This window comes from Leisingera sp. JC11 (genome assembly GCF_040704725.1).
GTDB lineage: Bacteria > Pseudomonadota > Alphaproteobacteria > Rhodobacterales > Rhodobacteraceae > Leisingera.
Map to the genome: position 1 here is coordinate 331,192 of NZ_JBFCVS010000001.1, position 19,928 is coordinate 351,119.

The 19,928-nt window shown below is 66.0% G+C and carries 17 protein-coding genes, 1 pseudogene and 1 riboswitch; of the genes and pseudogenes, 16 read left to right on the forward strand and 2 right to left on the reverse strand.

Going from position 1 to position 19,928, the window contains the following annotated elements; genetic code table 11:
• Positions 1-20: 20 nt before the first annotated feature.
• Positions 21-806: a DeoR/GlpR family DNA-binding transcription regulator gene (locus AB1A62_RS01630; RefSeq protein WP_366659437.1), complete on the forward strand. Its 786-nt coding sequence runs from the start codon at positions 21-23 to the stop codon at positions 804-806.
• Positions 799-2,376, forward strand: coding sequence for a glycerol-3-phosphate dehydrogenase (gene glpD, locus AB1A62_RS01635; protein WP_366659438.1), 1,578 nt, complete (start codon positions 799-801; stop codon positions 2,374-2,376). The genes AB1A62_RS01630 and glpD overlap by 8 nt, the downstream gene beginning before the upstream one ends.
• 62 nt (positions 2,377-2,438) lie before the next feature.
• Here the strand turns inward: glpD and cobO are convergent, their stop codons facing one another.
• Positions 2,439-3,074, reverse strand: a complete 636-nt coding sequence (gene cobO, locus AB1A62_RS01640) for a cob(I)yrinic acid a,c-diamide adenosyltransferase (RefSeq protein WP_174148263.1) — start codon at positions 3,072-3,074, stop codon at positions 2,439-2,441.
• 51 nt (positions 3,075-3,125) lie between these two features.
• Positions 3,126-3,333: riboswitch (cobalamin riboswitch) on the forward strand.
• 98 nt (positions 3,334-3,431) lie between these two features.
• On the opposite strand from cobO, the gene AB1A62_RS01645 reads away from it, so the two are divergent.
• The 7 genes from AB1A62_RS01645 (at position 3,432) to cobJ (ending at position 11,548) form a co-directional block, all read left to right on the forward strand.
• Complete coding sequence (locus AB1A62_RS01645; RefSeq protein WP_366659441.1) at positions 3,432-3,842, forward strand: DUF1636 domain-containing protein; 411 nt, start codon at positions 3,432-3,434, stop codon at positions 3,840-3,842.
• A 2-nt stretch (positions 3,843-3,844) separates the two neighbouring features.
• Positions 3,845-4,879: a cobalamin biosynthesis protein CobW gene (gene cobW / locus AB1A62_RS01650; protein WP_366659442.1), complete on the forward strand. Its 1,035-nt coding sequence runs from the start codon at positions 3,845-3,847 to the stop codon at positions 4,877-4,879.
• 152 nt (positions 4,880-5,031) lie between these two features.
• Positions 5,032-8,277 carry a cobaltochelatase subunit CobN gene (gene cobN, locus AB1A62_RS01655; RefSeq protein ID WP_366659443.1) on the forward strand — a complete coding sequence of 1,082 codons (3,246 nt, stop codon included), beginning with the start codon at positions 5,032-5,034 and terminating at the stop codon, positions 8,275-8,277.
• Positions 8,274-9,437 (forward strand): precorrin-3B synthase, encoded by a 1,164-nt coding sequence (gene cobG / locus AB1A62_RS01660; protein ID WP_366659445.1) that lies wholly within the window; start codon positions 8,274-8,276, stop codon positions 9,435-9,437. Before cobN ends, cobG begins: the two co-directional genes overlap by 4 nt.
• Position 9,438: 1 nt before the next feature.
• Positions 9,439-10,068, forward strand: a complete 630-nt coding sequence (locus AB1A62_RS01665) for a precorrin-8X methylmutase (protein ID WP_366659446.1) — start codon at positions 9,439-9,441, stop codon at positions 10,066-10,068.
• A 2-nt stretch (positions 10,069-10,070) separates the two neighbouring features.
• Positions 10,071-10,787 carry a precorrin-2 C(20)-methyltransferase gene (locus AB1A62_RS01670; RefSeq protein ID WP_366659448.1) on the forward strand — a complete coding sequence of 239 codons (717 nt, stop codon included), beginning with the start codon at positions 10,071-10,073 and terminating at the stop codon, positions 10,785-10,787.
• Positions 10,784-11,548, forward strand: a complete 765-nt coding sequence (gene cobJ / locus AB1A62_RS01675) for a precorrin-3B C(17)-methyltransferase (RefSeq protein ID WP_366659450.1) — start codon at positions 10,784-10,786, stop codon at positions 11,546-11,548. Before AB1A62_RS01670 ends, cobJ begins: the two co-directional genes overlap by 4 nt.
• On the opposite strand, the gene AB1A62_RS01680 is transcribed toward cobJ, so the two are convergent.
• Entirely contained in the window at positions 11,530-12,273 is a 744-nt protein-coding gene (locus tag AB1A62_RS01680; RefSeq protein ID WP_366659452.1) for a cobalt-precorrin-6A reductase, read from the reverse strand. The two genes, cobJ and AB1A62_RS01680, sit on opposite strands and share 19 nt — an antisense overlap.
• On the opposite strand from AB1A62_RS01680, the gene cbiE reads away from it, so the two are divergent.
• From cbiE to AB1A62_RS01715, 7 genes and pseudogenes are all read left to right on the forward strand, one after another.
• On the forward strand, positions 12,272-13,459 hold the full coding sequence (cbiE, locus tag AB1A62_RS01685; RefSeq protein WP_366659454.1) for a precorrin-6y C5,15-methyltransferase (decarboxylating) subunit CbiE: 1,188 nt from the start codon (positions 12,272-12,274) through the stop codon (positions 13,457-13,459). The two genes, AB1A62_RS01680 and cbiE, sit on opposite strands and share 2 nt — an antisense overlap.
• Positions 13,456-13,833, forward strand: coding sequence for a cobalamin biosynthesis protein (locus AB1A62_RS01690; RefSeq protein WP_366659474.1), 378 nt, complete (start codon positions 13,456-13,458; stop codon positions 13,831-13,833). The genes cbiE and AB1A62_RS01690 overlap by 4 nt, the downstream gene beginning before the upstream one ends.
• Positions 13,830-14,624 carry a precorrin-4 C(11)-methyltransferase gene (gene cobM, locus AB1A62_RS01695; RefSeq protein ID WP_366659455.1) on the forward strand — a complete coding sequence of 265 codons (795 nt, stop codon included), beginning with the start codon at positions 13,830-13,832 and terminating at the stop codon, positions 14,622-14,624. The genes AB1A62_RS01690 and cobM overlap by 4 nt, the downstream gene beginning before the upstream one ends.
• A gap of 4 nt (positions 14,625-14,628) precedes the next feature.
• Positions 14,629-15,948, forward strand: a complete 1,320-nt coding sequence (locus AB1A62_RS01700) for a cobyrinate a,c-diamide synthase (RefSeq protein ID WP_366659456.1) — start codon at positions 14,629-14,631, stop codon at positions 15,946-15,948.
• On the forward strand, positions 15,945-16,691 hold the full coding sequence (cobA, locus tag AB1A62_RS01705; protein ID WP_366659457.1) for a uroporphyrinogen-III C-methyltransferase: 747 nt from the start codon (positions 15,945-15,947) through the stop codon (positions 16,689-16,691). The genes AB1A62_RS01700 and cobA overlap by 4 nt, the downstream gene beginning before the upstream one ends.
• A gap of 13 nt (positions 16,692-16,704) precedes the next feature.
• The gene (gene cobF / locus AB1A62_RS01710) at positions 16,705-17,457 is read left to right on the forward strand and encodes a precorrin-6A synthase (deacetylating) (protein ID WP_366659458.1); all 753 of its coding nucleotides are present in this window, start codon (positions 16,705-16,707) and stop codon (positions 17,455-17,457) included.
• 1,257 nt (positions 17,458-18,714) lie between these two features.
• A pseudogene (locus tag AB1A62_RS01715) lies at positions 18,715-19,928 on the forward strand (hypothetical protein); the annotation flags it as partial.

Below are 19,928 nucleotides of genomic sequence, written 5' to 3' on the forward strand. Positions count from 1 at the left end.
TCGCAGCGAAAGGAAAGCAAATGGATGCTGCAAGCCGTCATAACGAAATCATCTCTCTCCTGAACCGTCAGGAGCGGGTCGAGGTTGAGGATCTCTCGCAGCGCTTTGGCGTGTCCTTGCAGACCGTGCGCGCCGATTTGCGCGACTTGTCGGCGCGTGGTGTCTTGTCCCGCGTGCACGGCGGTGCTGTCAGGGTCAGCTCCGCTGCCAGCCAGGGCTATGAGGACCGGCGCAAGCTGAACGCCGGCAACAAGCTGGCGATGGCCGCCCTGGCAGCAGAGCTGATCCCCGACAATTGCTCGCTTTCGCTCAACATCGGCACCTCTACCGAACAGGTCGCCCGGGCGCTGTCCGGCCACAGCGGTCTGACAGTGATGTCTAACAACATCAACATTATCAACATGATGATGGGCGGACAGGCCAAGGAACTGATCCTGGCCGGCGGCACCGTGCGGCAAAGCGACGGCGCCATCGTCGGCGAGGACGCGGTGGAGTTCTTCTCCCGCTACAAGGTGGATTTCGCTGTAATCGGCGCCTCTGCGCTGGATGCCGACGGCGCAGTGATGGACCACGACGCCCGCGAGGTTTCAGTCGCCCGAGCGATCCTGAAGAATGCTCGGCAGAGGGTACTGGTCTGCGACGGCAGCAAGTTCGACCGCTCCGCGCCGGTGCGGATCTGCGATGTCTCCGACCTGGACGTGGTGATCACCGACCGCCCGGTTCCCGAAGATTTTGCCGAGGCCGCGCAGGCGGCCGGCACCCGCATCCTGACCGCAGGACAAAACGAAAGCAGCGAAAATGACTGACACGCCTGTAACGGACCTTTTCATCATCGGCGGCGGCATCAACGGCTGCGGCATCGCCCGCGACGCCGCCGGCCGCGGCCTGTCGGTGACGCTGGCAGAGATGAACGATCTCGCCTCCGCCACCTCCTCGGCCTCGACCAAACTGTTCCACGGCGGGTTGCGCTACCTGGAGTATTTTGAGTTCCGCCTGGTGCGCGAAGCGCTGATTGAGCGCGAGGTGCTGCTGAATGCGATGCCGCATATCTCCTGGCCAATGCGCTTTGTGCTGCCCTTCCACAAGGACATGCGCTTTGATAGCGAGACCCCGACGTCGAAGCTGCTGACAACCTTCATGCCTTGGATGAAGGGCCGCCGCCCGGCCTGGCTGATCCGGCTGGGGCTTTTCCTGTACGACTCGCTTGGCAAGCGTGGCATTCTGCCCGGCACCGCAAAACTGGATCTGGAGGCCGACCCGGCGGGCAGGCCCCTGAAGGACAAGTTCAAGACTGCCTTTGAATACTCCGACTGCTGGATCGAGGACGCCCGCCTGGTCGTCCTGAACGCCCGCGACGCACAGGCCCGCGGCGCCGAGATCCTGACCCGGACCAAGGTGCTGTCAGCCGAGCGCCATGCGGACCACTGGGTGATCACCCTGCAGGACCAGGCCACCGGCGACACCCATCAGCGCCGCGCGAAAATGCTGATCAACGCTGGCGGGCCTTGGGTCGCAGACGTGCTGCATCAGAAGCTGGGCCAGAACAGCCGCGAGAATATCCGCTTGGTGCGAGGCAGCCATATCGTGGTGCCGAAACTGTTCGATCACGGCCGCTGCTACTTCTTCCAGGGAACCGACGGGCGGATCATCTTTGCCATTCCCTATGAGGAGGACTTCACCCTGATCGGCACGACGGATGCGGACCACGCTGACCCGGACACCGCGCCGGAATGCACCGAAAGCGAACAGGAGTACCTGATAAATTTCGCCTCCGGATACTTCAATCAGCCGCTCAAGCGCGAGGATATCGTCTGGACCTACTCCGGCGTGCGCCCTCTTTATGATGACGGCGCCAGCTCTGCTACTGCGGCCACACGTGAATATGTGCTGACGCTGGATCAGGCCCAGGCGCCGCTGCTCAACGTCTTTGGCGGCAAGATCACCACCTACCGCAAGCTGGCAGAGGCGGCGCTGGCAAAGATCGGCGAGGTGTTCCCGCAGCTGCCCGCGGACTGGACCGCAGGCATTGCCCTGCCCGGCGGCGATTTTGCGGTGGCGGATGTGGAAAAGCTGCAAAGCAAACTCGCAGCGGACTATCCGTTCCTGACCCCCTACGGAACCCGCCGCCTGATCCGCGCCTATGGCACCGAGGCCTGGGAGGTGCTGGGCGAGGCCAAATCCGCGGCTGATATGGGGCAGGACTTCAGCGCGACAATCACCGCGCGGGAGCTGGATTGGGCGATTGCCCGCGAATGGGTACGGACCGGAGACGACTACCTGTGGCGGCGCACCAAGCTGGGGCTGCGGCTGGATGAAGCCCAGCGCGCGGCTGTGGATGCCTATATTCAAGGAAAAGCGTCACAGCTCGCGGCATAACGCGAAGAGGCGTGCGAACCCGAGCGGAGGCGCTGCCCGGCCTGCCGGCCGGGCGAAAGATCTTAAAACTCCACGCCCTTCTGTGCCTTCACGCCGGCGCGGAACGGGTGTTTGATCTGCCCCATCTCGGTCACCAGATCAGCGATCTCGATCAGCTCTTCCTTGGCGTTGCGCCCGGTCAGCACCACATGGGTCATCGGCGGCTTCTGCTCCACCAGGAACTCCAGCACCTCCTCCAGGTCAAGATACTCATAGCGCAGCGCGATGTTGATTTCATCGAGCAGAACCATGGTGTTGCGCTCGTCGAGGATCATCTCCTTGGCCTTTTCCCAGCCCTTCTGCGCGGCGGCAATGTCGCGCGCCTTGTCCTGGGTTTCCCAGGTGAAGCCCTCGCCCATCGCGTAGAACTGGCACAGATCGCTGAAGTTTTCCTCGATCAGCGTCCGCTCGCCGGTCTGCCAGGCTCCTTTGATGAACTGCACCACGGCACAGGGCATCTTGTGGGCGATGCAGCGCATGATCATGCCGAACCCCGAGGAGGATTTGCCCTTGCCCGGCCCGGTGTGGACGATGATCAGGCCCTTCTCGCCTTCCTTGGTCTTCATCATCCGGTCGCGCGCGGCCTTCTTCTTGGCCATCTTGGAGGCGTGACGGGCGGCTTCTTCCTCTGAGATGCCGGTTTCAGACTTTTCGCTCATGGGGGCTCTCCAGCTGTTTGACCCCATGTCTTGACAAAGAAGCCCGCCATAGCGCAAGGGGGTTCAGCTGGTTCCTGTGAAAACAGGCGAAGAGGGAATGTGAAGGCCTCGCTGAGGCTCAAGCACAGCCGCCCCCGCGACCGTGACCGGATGAGGCCGCCATGCCACTGGGAAAGCCCCGGGAAGGCAGGATGGCCGGCAAGGCCCCGCGCCTTGGCATCCGCAAGCCGGGAGACCTGCCAGCGAGAGAGAGAGATCAACGGGCAGACGGGGTGTTCTGCGACCGGGTGAGGGACTGGCACGACACAGTTCCTTTCTGGCCATCCCGCAAGCCCTGCCGCGACAGGAGACGCGCTGATGGCTGACGAAATGGCAGGCAAGACTGCCAGCACCCAGGGACCGGTCACGCTGACCGTTTGCCTCACCTGCCGCCGCGAGGGCGCCGATCCCGAGGCCGCCCGCCCCGGCGCCATCCTGCACGCAGCCCTGGAAGAAGCCGGGATGCCCGAAGGCGTCCGCCTGCGCGGTGTCGAATGCCTGTCCTCCTGCAAGCGCGGCTGCGCCGTTGCGCTGGTCGGCGGCGCAGAGCGCTGGACCTATGTCTACGGCGACCTCGACCCGGATCAGCATGTCCCCGATATCCTGGAAGGCGCTGCCGCCTATGCCGCCACTGCGGACGGCGTCGTGCCCTGGCGCGAGCGCCCGCAGACCTTCCGCAAGCAATCCGTTGCCCGCATCCCGCCGGCCAAGTTCTTCTCCGAGGAGTAAACATGAGCGACCTCAACAAGATCCCCGTCACCGTCATCACCGGCTTCCTCGGTGCGGGCAAGACCACCCTGATCCGCCACCTGATGCAGAACCCGCAGGGCAAGCGCCTGGCGGTTGTGGTCAATGAATTCGGCACCGCCGGTGTGGACGGCGACATCCTGAAATCCTGCGCCGACGAGAACTGCCCGGCGGAAAACATCATGGAGCTGGCCAACGGCTGCATCTGCTGCACCGTGGCCGATGACTTCATCCCCACCATCGAGCAGCTGATGGACCTGCCGGAAAAACCCGACCACATCGTGATCGAAACCTCCGGCCTGGCACTACCCAAGCCGCTGCTGAAAGCGTTTGACTGGCCGGCGATCCGCTCCCGCATCACCGTTGACGGCGTGATTGCGCTGGCCGATGCCGAGGCGGTCGCCAAGGGCCAGTTCGCCCCCGACCTGGACGCCGTGCAGGCCCAGCGCGAGGCCGATGACAGTATCGACCACGAAACCCCGCTGTCTGAAGTGTTTGAGGACCAGATTTCCTGCGCCGACATCGTGCTGCTGTCCAAGGCCGACCTGGCCGGCGACGCAGGCGTCGAGAAGGCCCGTGCGGTGATCGAGGCCGAAGCGCCGCGCAAGCTGCCGATCCTGCCGATGAGCGAAGGTGTCATCGACCCGCGCATCATCCTGGGCCTGAACGCGGCGGCCGAAGACGATCTGGAGGCCCGCCCCAGCCACCACGACGGCCACCACGACCACGAGCATGACGATTTTGAAAGCATCGTTGTCGAAATGGGCGAAGTCTCCGACCCGGAAGCGCTGCAGAATGCCATCGTGAAACTCGCCCGCGAGCGCAACATCCTGCGCGTCAAAGGCTATGTCGCGGTGGAGGGGAAACCGATGCGGATGCTGCTGCAGGCCGTGGGCGAGCGCCTGCGCGCCCAGTATGATCAGCCTTGGGGCGCGCAGCCGCGCAAGACCGCCCTGGTGGTCATCGCCGAACATGACGACATCGACGAACAGGCCATCCGCGCCGAGCTGGGGGCGTAAGCTATGCTTCCGACCCCTAAACTTCATGAGCGGAAAGGATCGCGCCCGTCCCGGGATGGGCGCAATCGCGCCCGCCCATGGGGGCGGGTCGGGCGCGATCCGGGGCTTCCGCCCCGGGACTCCATTTTGCTGGCCGGGAAGGGCAGAAACTGATGCACGTCATCTTCCGCGAAAGCCACGGCCTTGACGAGACCGACACCCCGCAGGACCTCGGGCAGACGCCCGCGGACCTTGTGGTGCTGTCGTTTTCCGACAGCGATCTCGGCGCCTTCGCGGCGGGCTGGCACCGCGCCGACGGCAAGCTGCCCAGCTTGCGTCTCGCCAATCTGGTGGCGCTCAAGCACCCGCTCTCGGTCGACGTCTACGCGGAACAGACGCTGGAGGGCGCCAAGGGCGTCCTCGTCCGCCTGATCGGCGGTGAAAGCTACTGGTCCTACGGCCTCGCCACCCTGCAGGACCTCGCCCGCCGCAAGGGCATTGCGCTGGCCATTCTGCCTGCCGACGGGCGCGAGGATGCGCGGCTGGATGAGCTGTCCACCCTGCCCGTCTCCACCCTGCGCCGCCTGCAAGCCCTGTGCGACGCCGGCGGCGCCGTCGCAGCCCAGGCAGCACTTGCGCAGCTGTCGCTGGCAGCAGGCCTTTACGCAGGCCCTGTCCTCGGCCTCAAGACGATGCCTCAGCACGGCTTCTACGACCCGGCCAAAGGCGTGCTGGCCGACCTGCCGCCGCAGGACAAACCGCTGGTGCTGGTGAGCTTCTACCGCTCCTACCTCACCGCTGCCGACACCGCACCGGTGGATGCGCTGATCGCAGAGCTGCGCGCCCGCGGCTATGCGGCCTATGGCGCCTTCGCCGCCAGCCTCAAGGCCCCCACTGCCGCCGATTGGCTGCGCGCAAAACTTCCCGAGCTGGCCCCCGCTGCGATCATCAACGCCACTGCATTCTCGGCCCAGGGCACCGACGGCAGCGCCTCGCCGCTCTCCGCCACCGGCTGCCCGGTGTTCCAGGTTGCCCTCTCCACCGCACGCAAGAAAGACTGGGCCGAGGCCGACCGCGGGCTGTCGCCCGCCGACCTCGCCATGCACGTCGTCCTGCCGGAGGTTGACGGGCGCATCTTTGCAGGCGTCGTCAGCTTCAAATCGCCGGGCAGGAAAGACCCGGATCTGCAGTACTCCCGCTTTGCCCACCGCGCCGATGCGGACCGCATCAAGGCTGCCGTCGACCGCGTGGAGGGCTGGCTGCGCCTCGCCAAACTGCCGAATGCAGAAAAGCACCTGGCGCTGATCCTCTCCACCTACCCCGGCCGCGACTACAACCTTGCCCATGCCGTCGGGCTGGACGCGCTGGCCTCCTGCGATGAGATCCTGCGCGAACTTTCCGCCAAAGGCTACGCCGTCGAAGCGCTGGAAAACACCGGCCTGCGGCTGATGGAAGAGACGCTCAGCGTCCCGCTGGAGGACTACCACCAAGCCCTTTCCACCCTGCCGCAGGACCTGCAAAACACCCTGACTGAGGCTTGGGGCACTCCGGAAGAAGACGCAGACTGCCGCGATGGCGCCTTTCACTTCAAGGCCTTGCGCGCAGGCAACGCCCTGATCGCGCTGCAGCCCGAACGCGGCGAAGTGAAAACCCGCGTCGATGACTACCACGACCTCGACCGCACCCCGCGCCACGCCTATGTGGCCTTTTACCTTTGGCTGCGCAGCCAAACCGACGCGCTGATCCACATCGGCGCCCACGGCACGCTGGAGTGGCTGCCGGGCAAGGCGGTGGCGCTCTCCGGCGCCTGCTGGCCCGAGGTGCTGACCGGCCCGCTGCCAGTCGCCTACCCGTTCATCGTCAATGACCCCGGCGAGGCTGCCCAAGCCAAGCGCCGCATCGGCGCCGTCACCATCGGCCACCTGCCCCCTCCGCTGGCGCAGACAAACCTGCCCGAGGGCATGGCGCGGCTCGAAAGCCTGCTGGACGAGTATTCCACCGCCGACGGCCTTGATCCCGCACGCCGCGACCGGCTGATCGGCGACATCCGCGCCGAGGCGCAGGGAACCGGGGTAGAGGCCGACCTTGGCCTCACCCCCGACACCTCCCCCGCCGAGGCGATCACCCGCATCGACGCCTTTGTCTGCGACATCAAGGAAAGCCAGTATGGCGAAGGTCTGCACATCTTTGGCATCGGCCAATGCGGGGCAGAGGAACGCGCCGGGCTGATCGCCGCGCTGGACGGCAAGATCGTCACCCCCGGCCCCTCCGGCTCGCCGTTCCGCGGCCGCGCCGATGTGATCCCGACGGGGCGCAACCTGTTTACCACCGATCCGCGGGCGGTGCCGTCGCGGGCGGCGCATGCGCAAGGGGTCAAGCTGGCGGAAGAGCTGCTGCGCCGCCACCTTCAGGACCACGGCGACTGGCCCAAGGGCCTGGTGATCGACCTCTGGGGCTCCGCCACCATGCGCACCGCGGGTGAGGAGTTCGCGATGGCGCTGCACCTTGCAGGGCTGGCGCCCAAGTGGGACGAGGGCTCCGAGCGCGTGTCCGGTTTCGAGGTGCTGCCGCTCTCAATGCTGAACCGCCCGCGCATCGACGTGACCCTGCGGGTGTCCGGCCTGTTCCGCGATGTCTTTCCCGGCCTTGCCCAGATGTTCGAAACCGCCGCTGCCGCGCTCGCGGGACGCGAGGAGGCGCGGGCCGACAACCCGTATCTCACCGAGACCCCGCGCGTCTTCGGGCCCAAGCCGGGCCAGTACGGGCTGTCAATGAACCCGCATCTGGACGACTACACCGATGCCGCGCGGCAAGCGGCGGGCGAGGCCTGGCTCAACGCCTCCTCCCACGCCATTGACGCCAAGGGAGAGATCAGCGACGCCCGCGAGGCGCTGGAAACCCGCCTGCAGGGTGCTGACAGCTTTGTGCACTTGCAGGACTTGCCGGAAACCGACCTGCTGATCGCGTCCGACTATGCCGCGCATGAGGCCGGCTTTGCCGCCGCCATGGCCCGCATCGGCCAGACCGCACCCGCGCTCTACCACCTCGACGCAACCCGCCCCGACAAGCCGCAGGCGCGCAGTTTGGGCGAGGAAATCGCCCGCGTCACCCGCGCCCGCGCCGCCAATCCGGACTGGGCCACCTCGATGATGTCCCACGGTTTCCGCGGCGCGGCTGAAATCGCCGCCACGCTCGATCACATGGCGGCCTTCGCGCATCTGGCGCAGGTGGTGCAACCGCATCTCTTCGACCTCTACTTCGAGGCCACCCTGGGCCGCGATGACCTGGTTGACTTCATGGAGCGCGAAAACCCGGAGGCGCTGCAGGCCATGCGCGACCGCTTCCGCGCCCTGTTCGACGCGGGCCTCTGGAGCACCCGCCGCAACTCGATCATGGCAGAGCTGGAGGGCGCCGCATGAGTGCTGCCGCCGAGCCCAAGGTCTACGGCTGGTGCCCCGGCGCACTGCGCCCGATGATGTCCGGTGACGGGCTGGTGGTGCGCGTGCGCGCACCGCTGGGCAAACTGTCCGCAGCCCAAGCGCGCGGTGTGGCAAGACTTTCTGAAAAGTTCGGCAACGGTCTCCTCGACATCTCCGCCCGCGCCAACCTGCAAATGCGCGGCATCCGTGAGGATGCGCATGGACAGCTGATTGAAGCCTTGCGCGATCTCGGGCTGATCGACAAGGACGCCAGCGCAGAAACCCGCCGCAATGTCCTGCTTGCCCCGTTCTGGCAGAAGGGCGACGACACCCACGCCATCGCCAACGGTCTCAGCGCCGCTCTGACAGCCGCAGCGGACCTCGCCCTGCCAGGGAAGTTCGGCTTTGCCGTCGACTGCGGCGAAACGCCGGTGCTGCAGGGCACCGCCGCCGACATCCGCATCGAACGCGCCGGCGAAACCCTGATCCTGCGCGCCGACGGCGCCGAAACCGGCCAAACCGTCACACGTGAATCCGCTGTTTCCGAAGCCCTCGCCCTGGCCCGCTGGTTCCTCGACCAGGGCGGCGCGCCGGAAGGCCGTGGCAGGATGCACCGCCTCATCGCGCGCCGCGGCCCGCCAGCAGCGCATGCCGCCCCGGTGGAAACGGCCGGCTTCACCGCAAAACCGGGCGCTGTGTCCGCGGGAACGCTTGCTGCTTTGGAATTCGGCCAGATGCCTGCCGCAACCCTTGCGCAGCTGGCAGAGCACGGCGAAATCCGCCTCACGCCCTGGCGGATGCTACTGGTGGAAGGCGCCGGAACCCTCCCGCCACTGCCCGGCCTGATCCTGGACGCCACGGATCCACGCCTGCAGGTGGTTGCGTGCACTGGAGCACCCGGTTGCCTGCAGGCGCTTTCCTCCACCCGCGATCTGGCGCGGGACTTGGCGGCCCATGTCCCGGCAGGGACAAAGCTGCATGTGTCCGGCTGCGGCAAGGGCTGCGCCTGCCCGGGTCCCGCGCCGTTGACACTGACCGCGACCGGCGAAAACGAATTCTCCCTGATCCGCCATGGCACTGCCGCGGATCAGCCGCTAAAGACCCACCTGAGCGCCGACGCGTTGCGCGCCGCTCCCGAACTTCTGACAGAGGGCAGCTGACATGCTCCACACCTATGAAACCAACGGCGCCGCGATCTACGCCGAAAGCTTTGCCACCATCCGCCGCGAAGCCGATCTGGCGCGCTTCAACAAGGACGAGGAGAGCGTCGTCGTCCGCATGATCCACGCCGCCGGCATGGTGGGGCTGGAAGAGCACGTGCGCTTCTCCGAGGGCATGGCCGAAACCGCGCGCGCAGCGCTGGCAAACGGCGCGCCGATTCTGTGTGACGCCTACATGGTCTCCGAAGGCATCACCCGCCCGCGCCTGCCCGCAGACAACGAGGTGATCTGTACGCTCCGCGACCCCAAGGTGCCGGAACTGGCCAAGGAAATGTCCAACACCCGTTCCGCCGCAGCGCTGGAGCTGTGGCGCCCGAAACTGGAGGGTGCGGTCGTGGCCATCGGCAACGCGCCCACTGCGCTGTTCCACCTACTGAACATGCTGAAGGACCCGTCCTGCCCCCGCCCCGCCGCCATCATCGGCTGCCCCGTGGGTTTTGTCGGTGCGATGGAATCCAAGGACGCACTGATGGAGGACCTGCCGGTGCCGTCGATGATCGTGAAGGGCCGCCTGGGCGGTTCCGCCATCACCGTCGCTGCGGTAAACGCGCTGGCGAGCTGGAAAGAGTAACGATGGGAAAAGTCATCTGTGCAGGGCTTGGCCCCGGTGATCCAGACCTGATGAGCGTCCGCTCGCACCGGCTGATCTCCGGCGCACGCCACATCGCCTATTTCCGCAAGGCCGGCCGTCAAGGCCAGGCCCGCGCCATTGTCGAAGGCATGCTGGCAGACGGCGTCACCGAACACGCGATGGAATACCCGGTCACCACCGAGATCCATTTCTCGGATCCCGAGTACAACAGGGTGCTGGCTGAGTTCTATGACCAATGGGCCGACACGCTCGCCGAGATCGCGCAGGACGAAGACGTGGTGGTGCTGTGCGAGGGCGACCCGTTTCTCTATGGCTCCTACATGCACCTCTACACCCGCCTGCAGGGCCGCGCCGCGCAGGAGATCGTGCCCGGCATCACCGGCATGTCCGGCTGCTGGACCGCCTCCGGCCAGCCGATTACTTGGGGCGACGATGTGCTGACCGTGGCGATGGCCACCCTCAGCGAGGATGAACTGGCTAAACGCGCCGCCGAAACGGACGCGCTGGTGGTGATGAAGATCGGCCGCAACCTGCCCAAGCTGCGCCGCGCACTGGAGCGTGCAGGCCGTGCCGGTGACGCCTGGCTGGTCGAGCGCGGCACCATGCCGGGCCAGAACGTACAGAAGCTCTCGGAGATCGACGGCGAGGTGCCGTACTTCTCCATCGTACTGGTTCACGGACAGGGGCGTCGGCCATGAGCAACACAGGAAATGGCTGGGTGGTGATCGCCGGGCTTGGCCCCGGCAACGAGGCGTTGGTGACGAAGGAAGTGCGCGACGCCATCGGGGAAGCAACTGATATCGTTGGCTATATCCCCTACGTCAAACGCATCGAGCCGCGCGAGGGGCTGACCCTGCATGCCACTGACAACCGCGTCGAAGTGGACCGCGCCACCCATGCGCTGGAAATGGCCGCCGAGGGCAAGCGTGTGGTCGTGGTCTCCTCCGGTGATCCGGGGGTCTTTGCCATGGCCTCCGCCGTGTTCGAGGCGCTGGAGAACAACAGCGAGGCCCACCCGGACTGGCTGGACTTGGAGATCAAGGTGCTGCCCGGCATCACCGCGATGCTCGCCGCCGCTGCCGCCATCGGCGCGCCGCTGGGGCATGATTTCGCGGCTATCAACCTCAGCGACAACCTGAAGCCCTGGAGTCTCATTGAAAGGCGCCTGCAGCTGGTCGGCGAGGCCGGGCTGGCGATGGCGTTTTACAATCCGCGTTCGAAATCGCGGCCGCATCAGTTTACCCGGGCGCTGGAAATCCTGCGGGAGGCCTGCGGGCAGGACACGCTGATCACCTTTGCCCGCGATGTGACCAAGCCCGGGCAGGAACTGCTGACCGTGCCGCTGAAGGACGCGACGCCCGAGATGGCCGACATGCGTACCGTGGTGATTGTCGGCAACCGCGACACCCGCCGGGTCGGCAATTACGTCTACACGCCCCGCTACGCTGCCGAGGGATGAGACAGCCAGGCCATAACCTCTGCCACGCTGCCCATGACGGGGCGCTCGGGCACCTCGGGTCTGCCGATCATGATGACCGGCAGGCCAAGGTCGCGCGCGGCGGTGAGTTTGGCCGCGGCCCCCGCGCCGCCTGCGTTCTTGGCCACCACATGGGTGATGCCATGGCGCTGCATCAGCGCGGTGTCGCCCGCGACGTCAAACGGCCCGCGGGCGATCTCGGCCGTTGTGTGCGGCAGCGGCAAGTCCGTCTCCGGCGCGTCTACCAGCCGCAGCAGGTAGTGGTGCTGGGGTTTGGCCGCGAACTGTGCAAGGTTCTGCTTGCCGATCGCCAGGAACACCCGTGCGGGAACTTCGGGCAGAGCGTTTACCGCGCCCTCGATGCTGTCCGCGTGAACCCACTGGTCGCCCTCCCCCGCCTGCCATGCCGGGCGTTCAAAGGCGCAAAGCGGCACCCCCGCAGCTTCGCAGGCGTACACCGCGTTGGTGCTCATCTGGGCGGCGAACGGGTGGGTTGCATCGACCACATGGGTGATGCTTTCGGTCTTCAGATATTCCGCAAGCCCTTCCACGCCGCCAAAGCCGCCAACGCGGGTAGGCAGCGGCTGGCTGACGGGCTTGGCCGTGCGGCCCGCGTAGGAAAACACCGCATCCATGCCCGCCTCGGCCAGGGTCTTGGCCAGCGTCGAGGCTTCGGTGGTGCCGCCCAGGAGAAGGATGCGTGTCATGTCTGATCCGTGGCTTACGATAATCGGTCTGGGCGAAAATGGACTGGATTCCTTAAGCGATGCAAGCCGGAAGGCGCTGGCGGAGGCCGAGGCAATATTCGGCGGCCCGCGGCATCTGGAGCTGGCCGGCGCAGGCAGCAAGGGCCATCCTTGGCCGGTGCCGTTCTCCATCGCGCCGGTGCTGGAGATGCGCGGGCGCAAGGTCGCCGTTCTGGCCTCCGGTGATCCCTTCTGGCATGGCGCCGGAGGCTCGCTGGCGCGGCACCTGGAAGATGGCGAGTGGGTGTCGCATCCGGTGCCATCAACCTTTGCGCTGGCTGCCAACCTTCTGGCCTGGAAGCTGGAAGAGGTTCTGTGCCTCGGCCTGCACGCGGCACCCTATGCGCGCCTATGCCCTCTGCTTGGAAACGGCACTCGCGTGATTTGCACCATGCGGGACGGAGCCGCACCCGCGAAGCTGGCGGAATGGCTGGCCGCTAAGGGCTTCGGCGCCTCAACGCTGACCGTGATGGAATGCCTGGGCGGGCCGCGCCAGAAAGTGCGGTCTGCCACTGCCGAAGGGTTTGATTTGCAGAGCATTCAGGCGCCTGTTGCCGTGGCTGTCGAAGCCGCAGGCAGCAAGGGCCTGCCGCAGGCGGCCGGGCTGGCGGATGATCTCTTTGCCAGCGACGGGCAGATCACCAAGCGGCCGATCCGGGCGCTGACACTGTCGGCCCTTGCGCCGCGCACGGGCGAGCTGCTGTGGGATATCGGCGGCGGCTCCGGCTCGGTCTCGGTGGAGTGGTGCCTGGCGGCCTCCGGCGCTCGGGCGATCACCTTCGAGCCGCGCGAGAGCCGGCTGGAGAACATCCGCGCAAACGCGGCGGCATTCGGGCTGGATCACCGGATGACGCCGGTTCTGGGCAAGGCGCCAGCGGTGCTGGACGGCCAACCCCTGCCCGATTGCGTGTTCATCGGCGGCGGCGGCTCGCAAGAGCTTCTGGACCACCTCTGGGAGATCCTGCCCGAGGGCACCAGGCTGGTGGCCAATGGTGTCACGCTGGAGACCGAAACCCTGTTGATGCAGGCTCATGCCGCGCGCGGCGGGCATCTGTTGAAAGCGGAGATTGCCGAAGCCGGGCCGCTGGGGTCCATGCGCGACTGGCGCCGGGCCCGGCCCGTCATTCAGTGGAGCGTCACGCGATGAAGGTGGCGGGCATCGGATTTCGCAGCGCAGCAACGGCGGCAGATTTGCAAGCCGCGCTGACGCTGGCAGGCGAGCATGTGGACGCGCTGGCGTCCGTCGCCGGAAAGGCCGCAGCCCCTGCCATGCAGGAGTTTGCGCGCGCCGCCGGACTGCCGGTGATTTCATTGCAGGAACAGGATATTGCCGGGGAGCAGACCCTCACCTGCTCACCCCGGATCAAGGCGCGATTCGGCACCGGGTCGCTGGCGGAAGCCGCGGCGCTGGCCGGGGCGCGCAAAGGGGCACCGGGCGCCAGCGCGCGCCTGCTCGCGCCCAGAGTTGTCACCGCGGATGGGCTTGCCACCGCGGCCATAGCAGAAAGACTTGAGCCATGACCGTTCACTTCATTGGCGCCGGACCGGGCGCTGCCGATCTTCTGACCCTGCGCGGGCGCGACATCATCGCGTCCTGCCCGGTGTGCCTCTATGCAGGCTCGCTGGTGCCGGAGGAAATCCTGAGCCACTGCCCGGCGGACGCGAAGATCGTGAACACCGCGGCGATGGATCTGGATGCCATCGTGGCAGAGATCAAGGCGGCGCATGAGGCGGGCCAGGACGTGGCGCGGCTGCATTCCGGCGACCTGTCGGTGTGGTCGGCGATGGGCGAGCAGATCCGCCGCCTGAAGGCCGAGGGCATCCCGGTCAGCGTCACCCCGGGCGTGCCGTCCTTTGCCGCCGCTGCAGCGGCACTGGGAACCGAGCTGACCCTGCCCGGCCTTGGTCAATCGGTGGTGCTGACCCGCACGCCGGGGCGCGCGTCCTCGATGCCTGCCGGCGAGTCGCTGGAGAACTTTGCCAGGACCGGCACCACGCTGGCGATCCACCTGTCGATCGGCAACCTGGACCATGTGGTCGACAGCCTCACCCCGCATTACGGCGCGGACTGCCCGGTCGCGGTGGTCTACCGCGCCAGTTGGCCGGATCAGCAGATCATCCGCGCGACGCTGGACACCCTGAAGGCATCGCTCGACGAGAAGATCTCCCGCACTGCGCTGATCCTGGTGGGGCCGGTGCTGAAGGGTGAAGGCTTTGACGAAAGCTGCCTCTATTCCACCGACTACGACCGCCGGTACCGGCCGCAGAGCGCCGACAGCCCGTGGTCGAGCTGGAGCCACGGGGACGATTAAGGCCATGACAAGCATGAACCCTCCCGGACTGATGATCTCGGCGCCCTCCTCGGGCACCGGAAAGACCACCGTGATGCTAGGCCTGCTGCGGGCGCTGGCCGAGGACGGTCTCACCGTGCAGCCCTACAAGAGCGGGCCGGACTATATCGACCCGGCGTTCCATCTGGCGGCTGCCAAACGCCCCAGCTTCAACTTGGATACCTGGGCGATGGACGGCGGGCTGCTGGATGCGGTCACCGGCCAGTCGGCGGGTGCGGAAATCTGCATCGGCGAAGGCTCGATGGGCCTTTATGACGGCGTGGCAACGCGCGGCCAGTCAGGCTTCGGCTCCTCGGCCGAAACCGCCAAGCTCATGGGCTGGCCGGTGGTGCTGGTTGTCGATGTGGGCGGCCAGGCGCAGTCGGCGGCGGCCACGGCGCTGGGGTTCAAGAATTACGATCCGGAGCTGCCCTTTGCCGGGGTGATCCTGAACCGCGTGGCCAGCCCGCGGCATGAACGGCTGACCCGGCTGGGGATGGAGAAGGCAGGCATCAAGGTGCTGGGCTCCCTGCCCCGCCGCGGCGACCTGACCCTGCCGGAACGGCACCTGGGCCTGATCCAAGCGGTGGAGCATCCGGATCTGGAGGCTGCCATTGCGGGTTATGCAGCGTTTCTGCGCGAGCATGTGGACCTTGAAGCAATCAAGGCGGCAGCGCTGGCTGGTAAGGCGCCCGCGCCGGCAAGCCTGCCCAAACCGCCCGCGCAACGGATTGCGCTGGCCCGGGATGCGGCGTTTTCCTTTACCTACCCGCATCTGCTGACCGGCTGGCGCGCGGCGGGCGCAGAAATCCTGCCGTTCTCGCCGCTGGCGGATGAAGCCCCGGCGGCGGATGCCGATCTGGTCTGGCTGCCCGGCGGCTACCCGGAGCTGCACGGCGGCACACTGGCGGCGGCGGAGACCTTCCGCGCCGGTGTCCGCAAGCACGCCGAGACCAAGCCGGTGCATGGCGAATGCGGCGGCTATATGGCCCTGGGCGAGGCGCTCATTGACAAGGAAGGCAACCGCCACCAGATGCTGGGCCTTCTGGGCCTCGTGACCTCTTACGAGAAGCGCAAGTTCCACCTCGGCTACCGCCGCGCCATTCTGCAGGCCGGGATGCCGGGCTTTGACGCAGGCACAGCACTGCGCGGGCATGAGTTCCATTACTCCACCATTCTGGAAGAACCGGATGCGCCGCTGGCAAGTGTCATGGACGCCGACGGCGGCCCGGTGCCGGAAACCGGCTCCATCAAGGGCAACGTCACGGGCACCTTCTTCCACCTGATCACGGGAGAACGCGCATGAGCGGTTTTGTGAGCTTTGTCTCCTCCGGCCCGGGCGACCCGGAGCTGCTGACCGTCAAGGCGGTGAAGCGGCTGGAAGCGGCGGATGCGGTGCTGTTCGACGATCTGTCCTCTGGCCCGATCCTGAGCCACGCGCGGGCCGACGCCGATCTGGTGGGCGTCGGCAAACGCGCAGGGCGGCCCTCGCCCAAGCAGGATCATGTCAGCCAGCTGCTGGTCGACTACGCGTCCTCCGGCCTCAATGTGGTGCGGCTGAAGTCCGGCGATTCCGGCGTCTTCGGTCGGTTGGAGGAAGAGATGACCGCGCTGCGCGAAGCGGGCATCGGGTTCGAGATCGTGCCCGGCGTCACCGCGGCCTCGGCGGCGGCGGCGGCGGCGAATATCCCGCTGACCCGGCGGCTGACCGCGCGGCGGCTGCAGTTCATCACCGGCCATGATGTGACCGGCGGGCTGCCGGATGACCTGAACATGGCGGCGCTTGCCGACCCCCATGCCACCACGGTGGTTTACATGGGAAAAAGCACCTTTGCTGCGCTGGCGGAAAAGCTGATGGAAGCGGGCCTGCCCGCGGAGACTCACGCGCTGGTGGCACTGGGTGTGTCAACGCCCGAACAGAAACTGTTCTGCCATAACGTGGGCGAGCTGCCATCAGTGCTGCGCGCGATGGAAACCAAGGCCCCGGTGCTGATCCTTTATGGGCCGCTGGCGGACCAGGACTTGCCGGGCAGTTTAGCCGGCAATTGAGAAAGACACTGTCATGATTGAGCTTTCCCTGATCGGCATCGGCACCGGCAACCCGCAGCACATGACGCTGCAGGCGATCGACGCGCTGAACGCGCAGGACCTGATCCTGATCCCCAACAAGGGGGCGGGCAAGGACGACCTGGCGGGGCTGCGGCGTGAGATTTGCAACCGGGCCATCAAGGGCGATGGCCCGAAAGTTGTCGAGTTTTCCCTGCCGGTGCGGGATGAGGCTACCAAGAGCTACCGCAAACGTGTGGACGACTGGCACGATGCCATCGCGGAGATCTGGTGGCAGAACATCACCACCAACCTGCCCGGGGGCGGCAAGGCCGGGTTCCTGGTCTGGGGTGATCCGTCGCTTTACGACAGCACCATGCGGATTGCTGAGCGGCTGAAAAAGCTGGCAGAAATCAAGCTGACAGTGATCCCCGGCATCACTTCTATCCAGGCGCTGACAGCGGCTCATGCGATCCCGGTCAATGAGATCGGCGCGCCGTTCACCATCACCACCGGCCGCCAGTTGCGTGAGAACGGCTGGCCGGACAGTGCCGACACGCTGGTGATCATGCTGGACGGAGAGTGTTCCTTCCAGTCCATCGAGCCGCAGGGAGTGGAGATCTTCTGGACCGCCTATGCCGGGATGGAAAACCAGATTTCCGTTTCCGGGCCTTTGCCAGAGGTCACGGAAGACATCATCGCAACCCGTGCCAAGGCGCGCGCAGAGCATGGCTGGATCATGGATATCTACCTGCTGCGCAAGGGCTGAGAGTATAGCCTCCCTGCGAGGCCGCCGGCCCCCGTAGGCTGCGGGAGATTCGAGTGGCGGTCGAGCCGGGAAAAGTGAGAGCCCCTATGTCATTGAAGCCCCTATGTCATTGAAATAGAATCATTTCCCTGGGGGAAACGCTCGATCACCGCAACTTTGGCTGCAGAGAGCTGAGGCTGAGAGCCCGGTCAGCGAGTTAGGGGCGAATGAGTCTTTGCCACCAGGAAGAACGTAGTGACAGGAGCTCAAATTGCGGCCGGCGCAACCAGAACGCAGTCAGGGAAGGCTGTAGACAAAGCAGTTCGAAGCGAAAGCAATCCGCCTTCGGATGACCGGTGGCAATCATGCCGGCTTTTCTTTGCCAGGCGTGACTATACTTCTTCTGCGGTCGAAAGCGGCACCCTTCGGCAGGACTGCCTTTCGAACTTCAGTCATTACGCCGGCAATGACGTTCTTTAGCGATACAGTGCCCTGAAAGCGCTCGGACAATCTCCCCCTCGGTGCTTCCAGGAAATGACCAATTTTGTGGAAACGATTTTTAAACATGTCCTTGAGTTGTTGAACACACCAGGCCGGCCGGCACTATGACACACAAGTGCCGCCGGCGGGTGGTCTCATCAATAACGCCGGTTTCCGGGTAACTGGCAGGATCTCCATTTTATTAACCCTTGACGGTTATGAAATGTCCAGCTCAACCGGGAGACAAGTACCGTGCGGGATTCCAAAGAATTCGATGCAAATAGCTCAGAAACCAGCCCGGAACGCCTTTATGCTCCCCAAGAGCACCAAACCTCAGATGCCGACCGGCGGCAGGAAGACACAGCCGCCGATACACCTCTTCTGACAGGAGGCGAAGCAGCAGCTTCGGCCTTTTCTTCAAAACTTTCGGCACTTGGAATGTATTTCCAGGATCTGGCGGGCTCGGGCTGGCAGGCACTCCGTTCTGCACCCGGCCCGTTTCAAAAAAACCATGTGGAGACCTCTCCGGAGTCGACCGGAGCCACAGGCTCCTCCCCGCGGCGCACCGCCGCTCCCGCGCAAGACGGCAACACCTCTCCGGCAGCTTCTGATACCGTGCCGGCAAACGAGGCGGCCAGTCTCGGCGCGGGACGCGACCCGGCCCCGACACCCGAGCCAGTGCAAGAGGAAGTCTCCAGCACCAGGGCTGAACGTCCTTCAGAACCAGGGGCCAGACCGGCACCGGTAGACGGCTCAGGTACAGATCCGGAGACGGTAGATGACCCGGCCCCCGTTGGCGTGTCCGGTACAGATCCGGAAACCGACCCGGAGACGGAAGAGGACCCGGCATCCGGTGACGAACCCGGTACAGATCCGGAAACCAACCCGGAGACGGCAGAGGACCCGGCACCCGGTGACGAACCCGGTACAGATCCGGAAACCAACCCGGAGACGGAAGAGGACCCGGCACCCGGTGACGAACCCGGTACGGATCCGGAAACCGACCCGGAGACGGCAGAGGACCCGGCACCCGGTGACGAACCCGGTACGGATCCGGAAACCGACCCGGAGACGGCAGAGGACCCGGCACCCGGTGACGAACCCGGTACAGATCCGGAGACCGACCCGGAGACGGCAGAGGACCCGGCACCCGGTGACGGACCCGGTACAGATCCGGAGACCGACCCGGAGACGGCAGAGGACCCGGCACCCGGTGACGGACCCGGTACAGATCCGGAAACCGACCCGGAGACGGCAGAGGACCCGGCATCCGGTGACGGACCCGGTACAGATCCGGAAACCGACCCGGAGACGGCAGAGGACCCGGCATCCGGTGACGAACCCGGTACAGATCCGGAAACCGGCCCGGAGACGGCAGAGGACCCGACATCCGGTGACGAACCCGGTACAGATCCGGAGACCGACCCGGAGACGGCAGAGGACCCGGCACCCGGTGACGAACCCGGCACAGATCCGGAAACCGACCCGGAGACGGAAGAGGACCCGGCGCCCGATGGCGATTCCGGTACCGATACGGGATCCAATGCGGAGCCGGAGGTCGAGGTCGAGCCCGAAGACGAGCCTGAGGGCATGTATCTAAGGGGCACTGATGAAGTAGATCACTTGGTCGGCGGCGGCGGAGCCGACACCATCGAAGGCAACCGCGGCGACGACCACCTCTCGGGCGGCGCGGGCGATGACACCTTCCTGGTCTACGGCTCCTCCGCGGGCACCGACCAGGTCGACGGCGGCGAGGGCCATGACGCGCTGCAGGGCAGCCGCTACGGCGACACCTTCCGGGTGACCGACAACCTCGGCAACCTCACCTCCATCGAGGAGATCCGCGGCGGCGAGGGCTACGACGTCATCGCGGGCACCGCCGGAGATGAGACGCTGGACTTCTCCAGCGGCATCCAGCTCGCCGGGATCGAGGAGATCGACGCGGGCTACGGCGACGACACCGTCATCGGCACTGATCAGGCCGACACCATCGAAGGCAACCGCGGCGACGC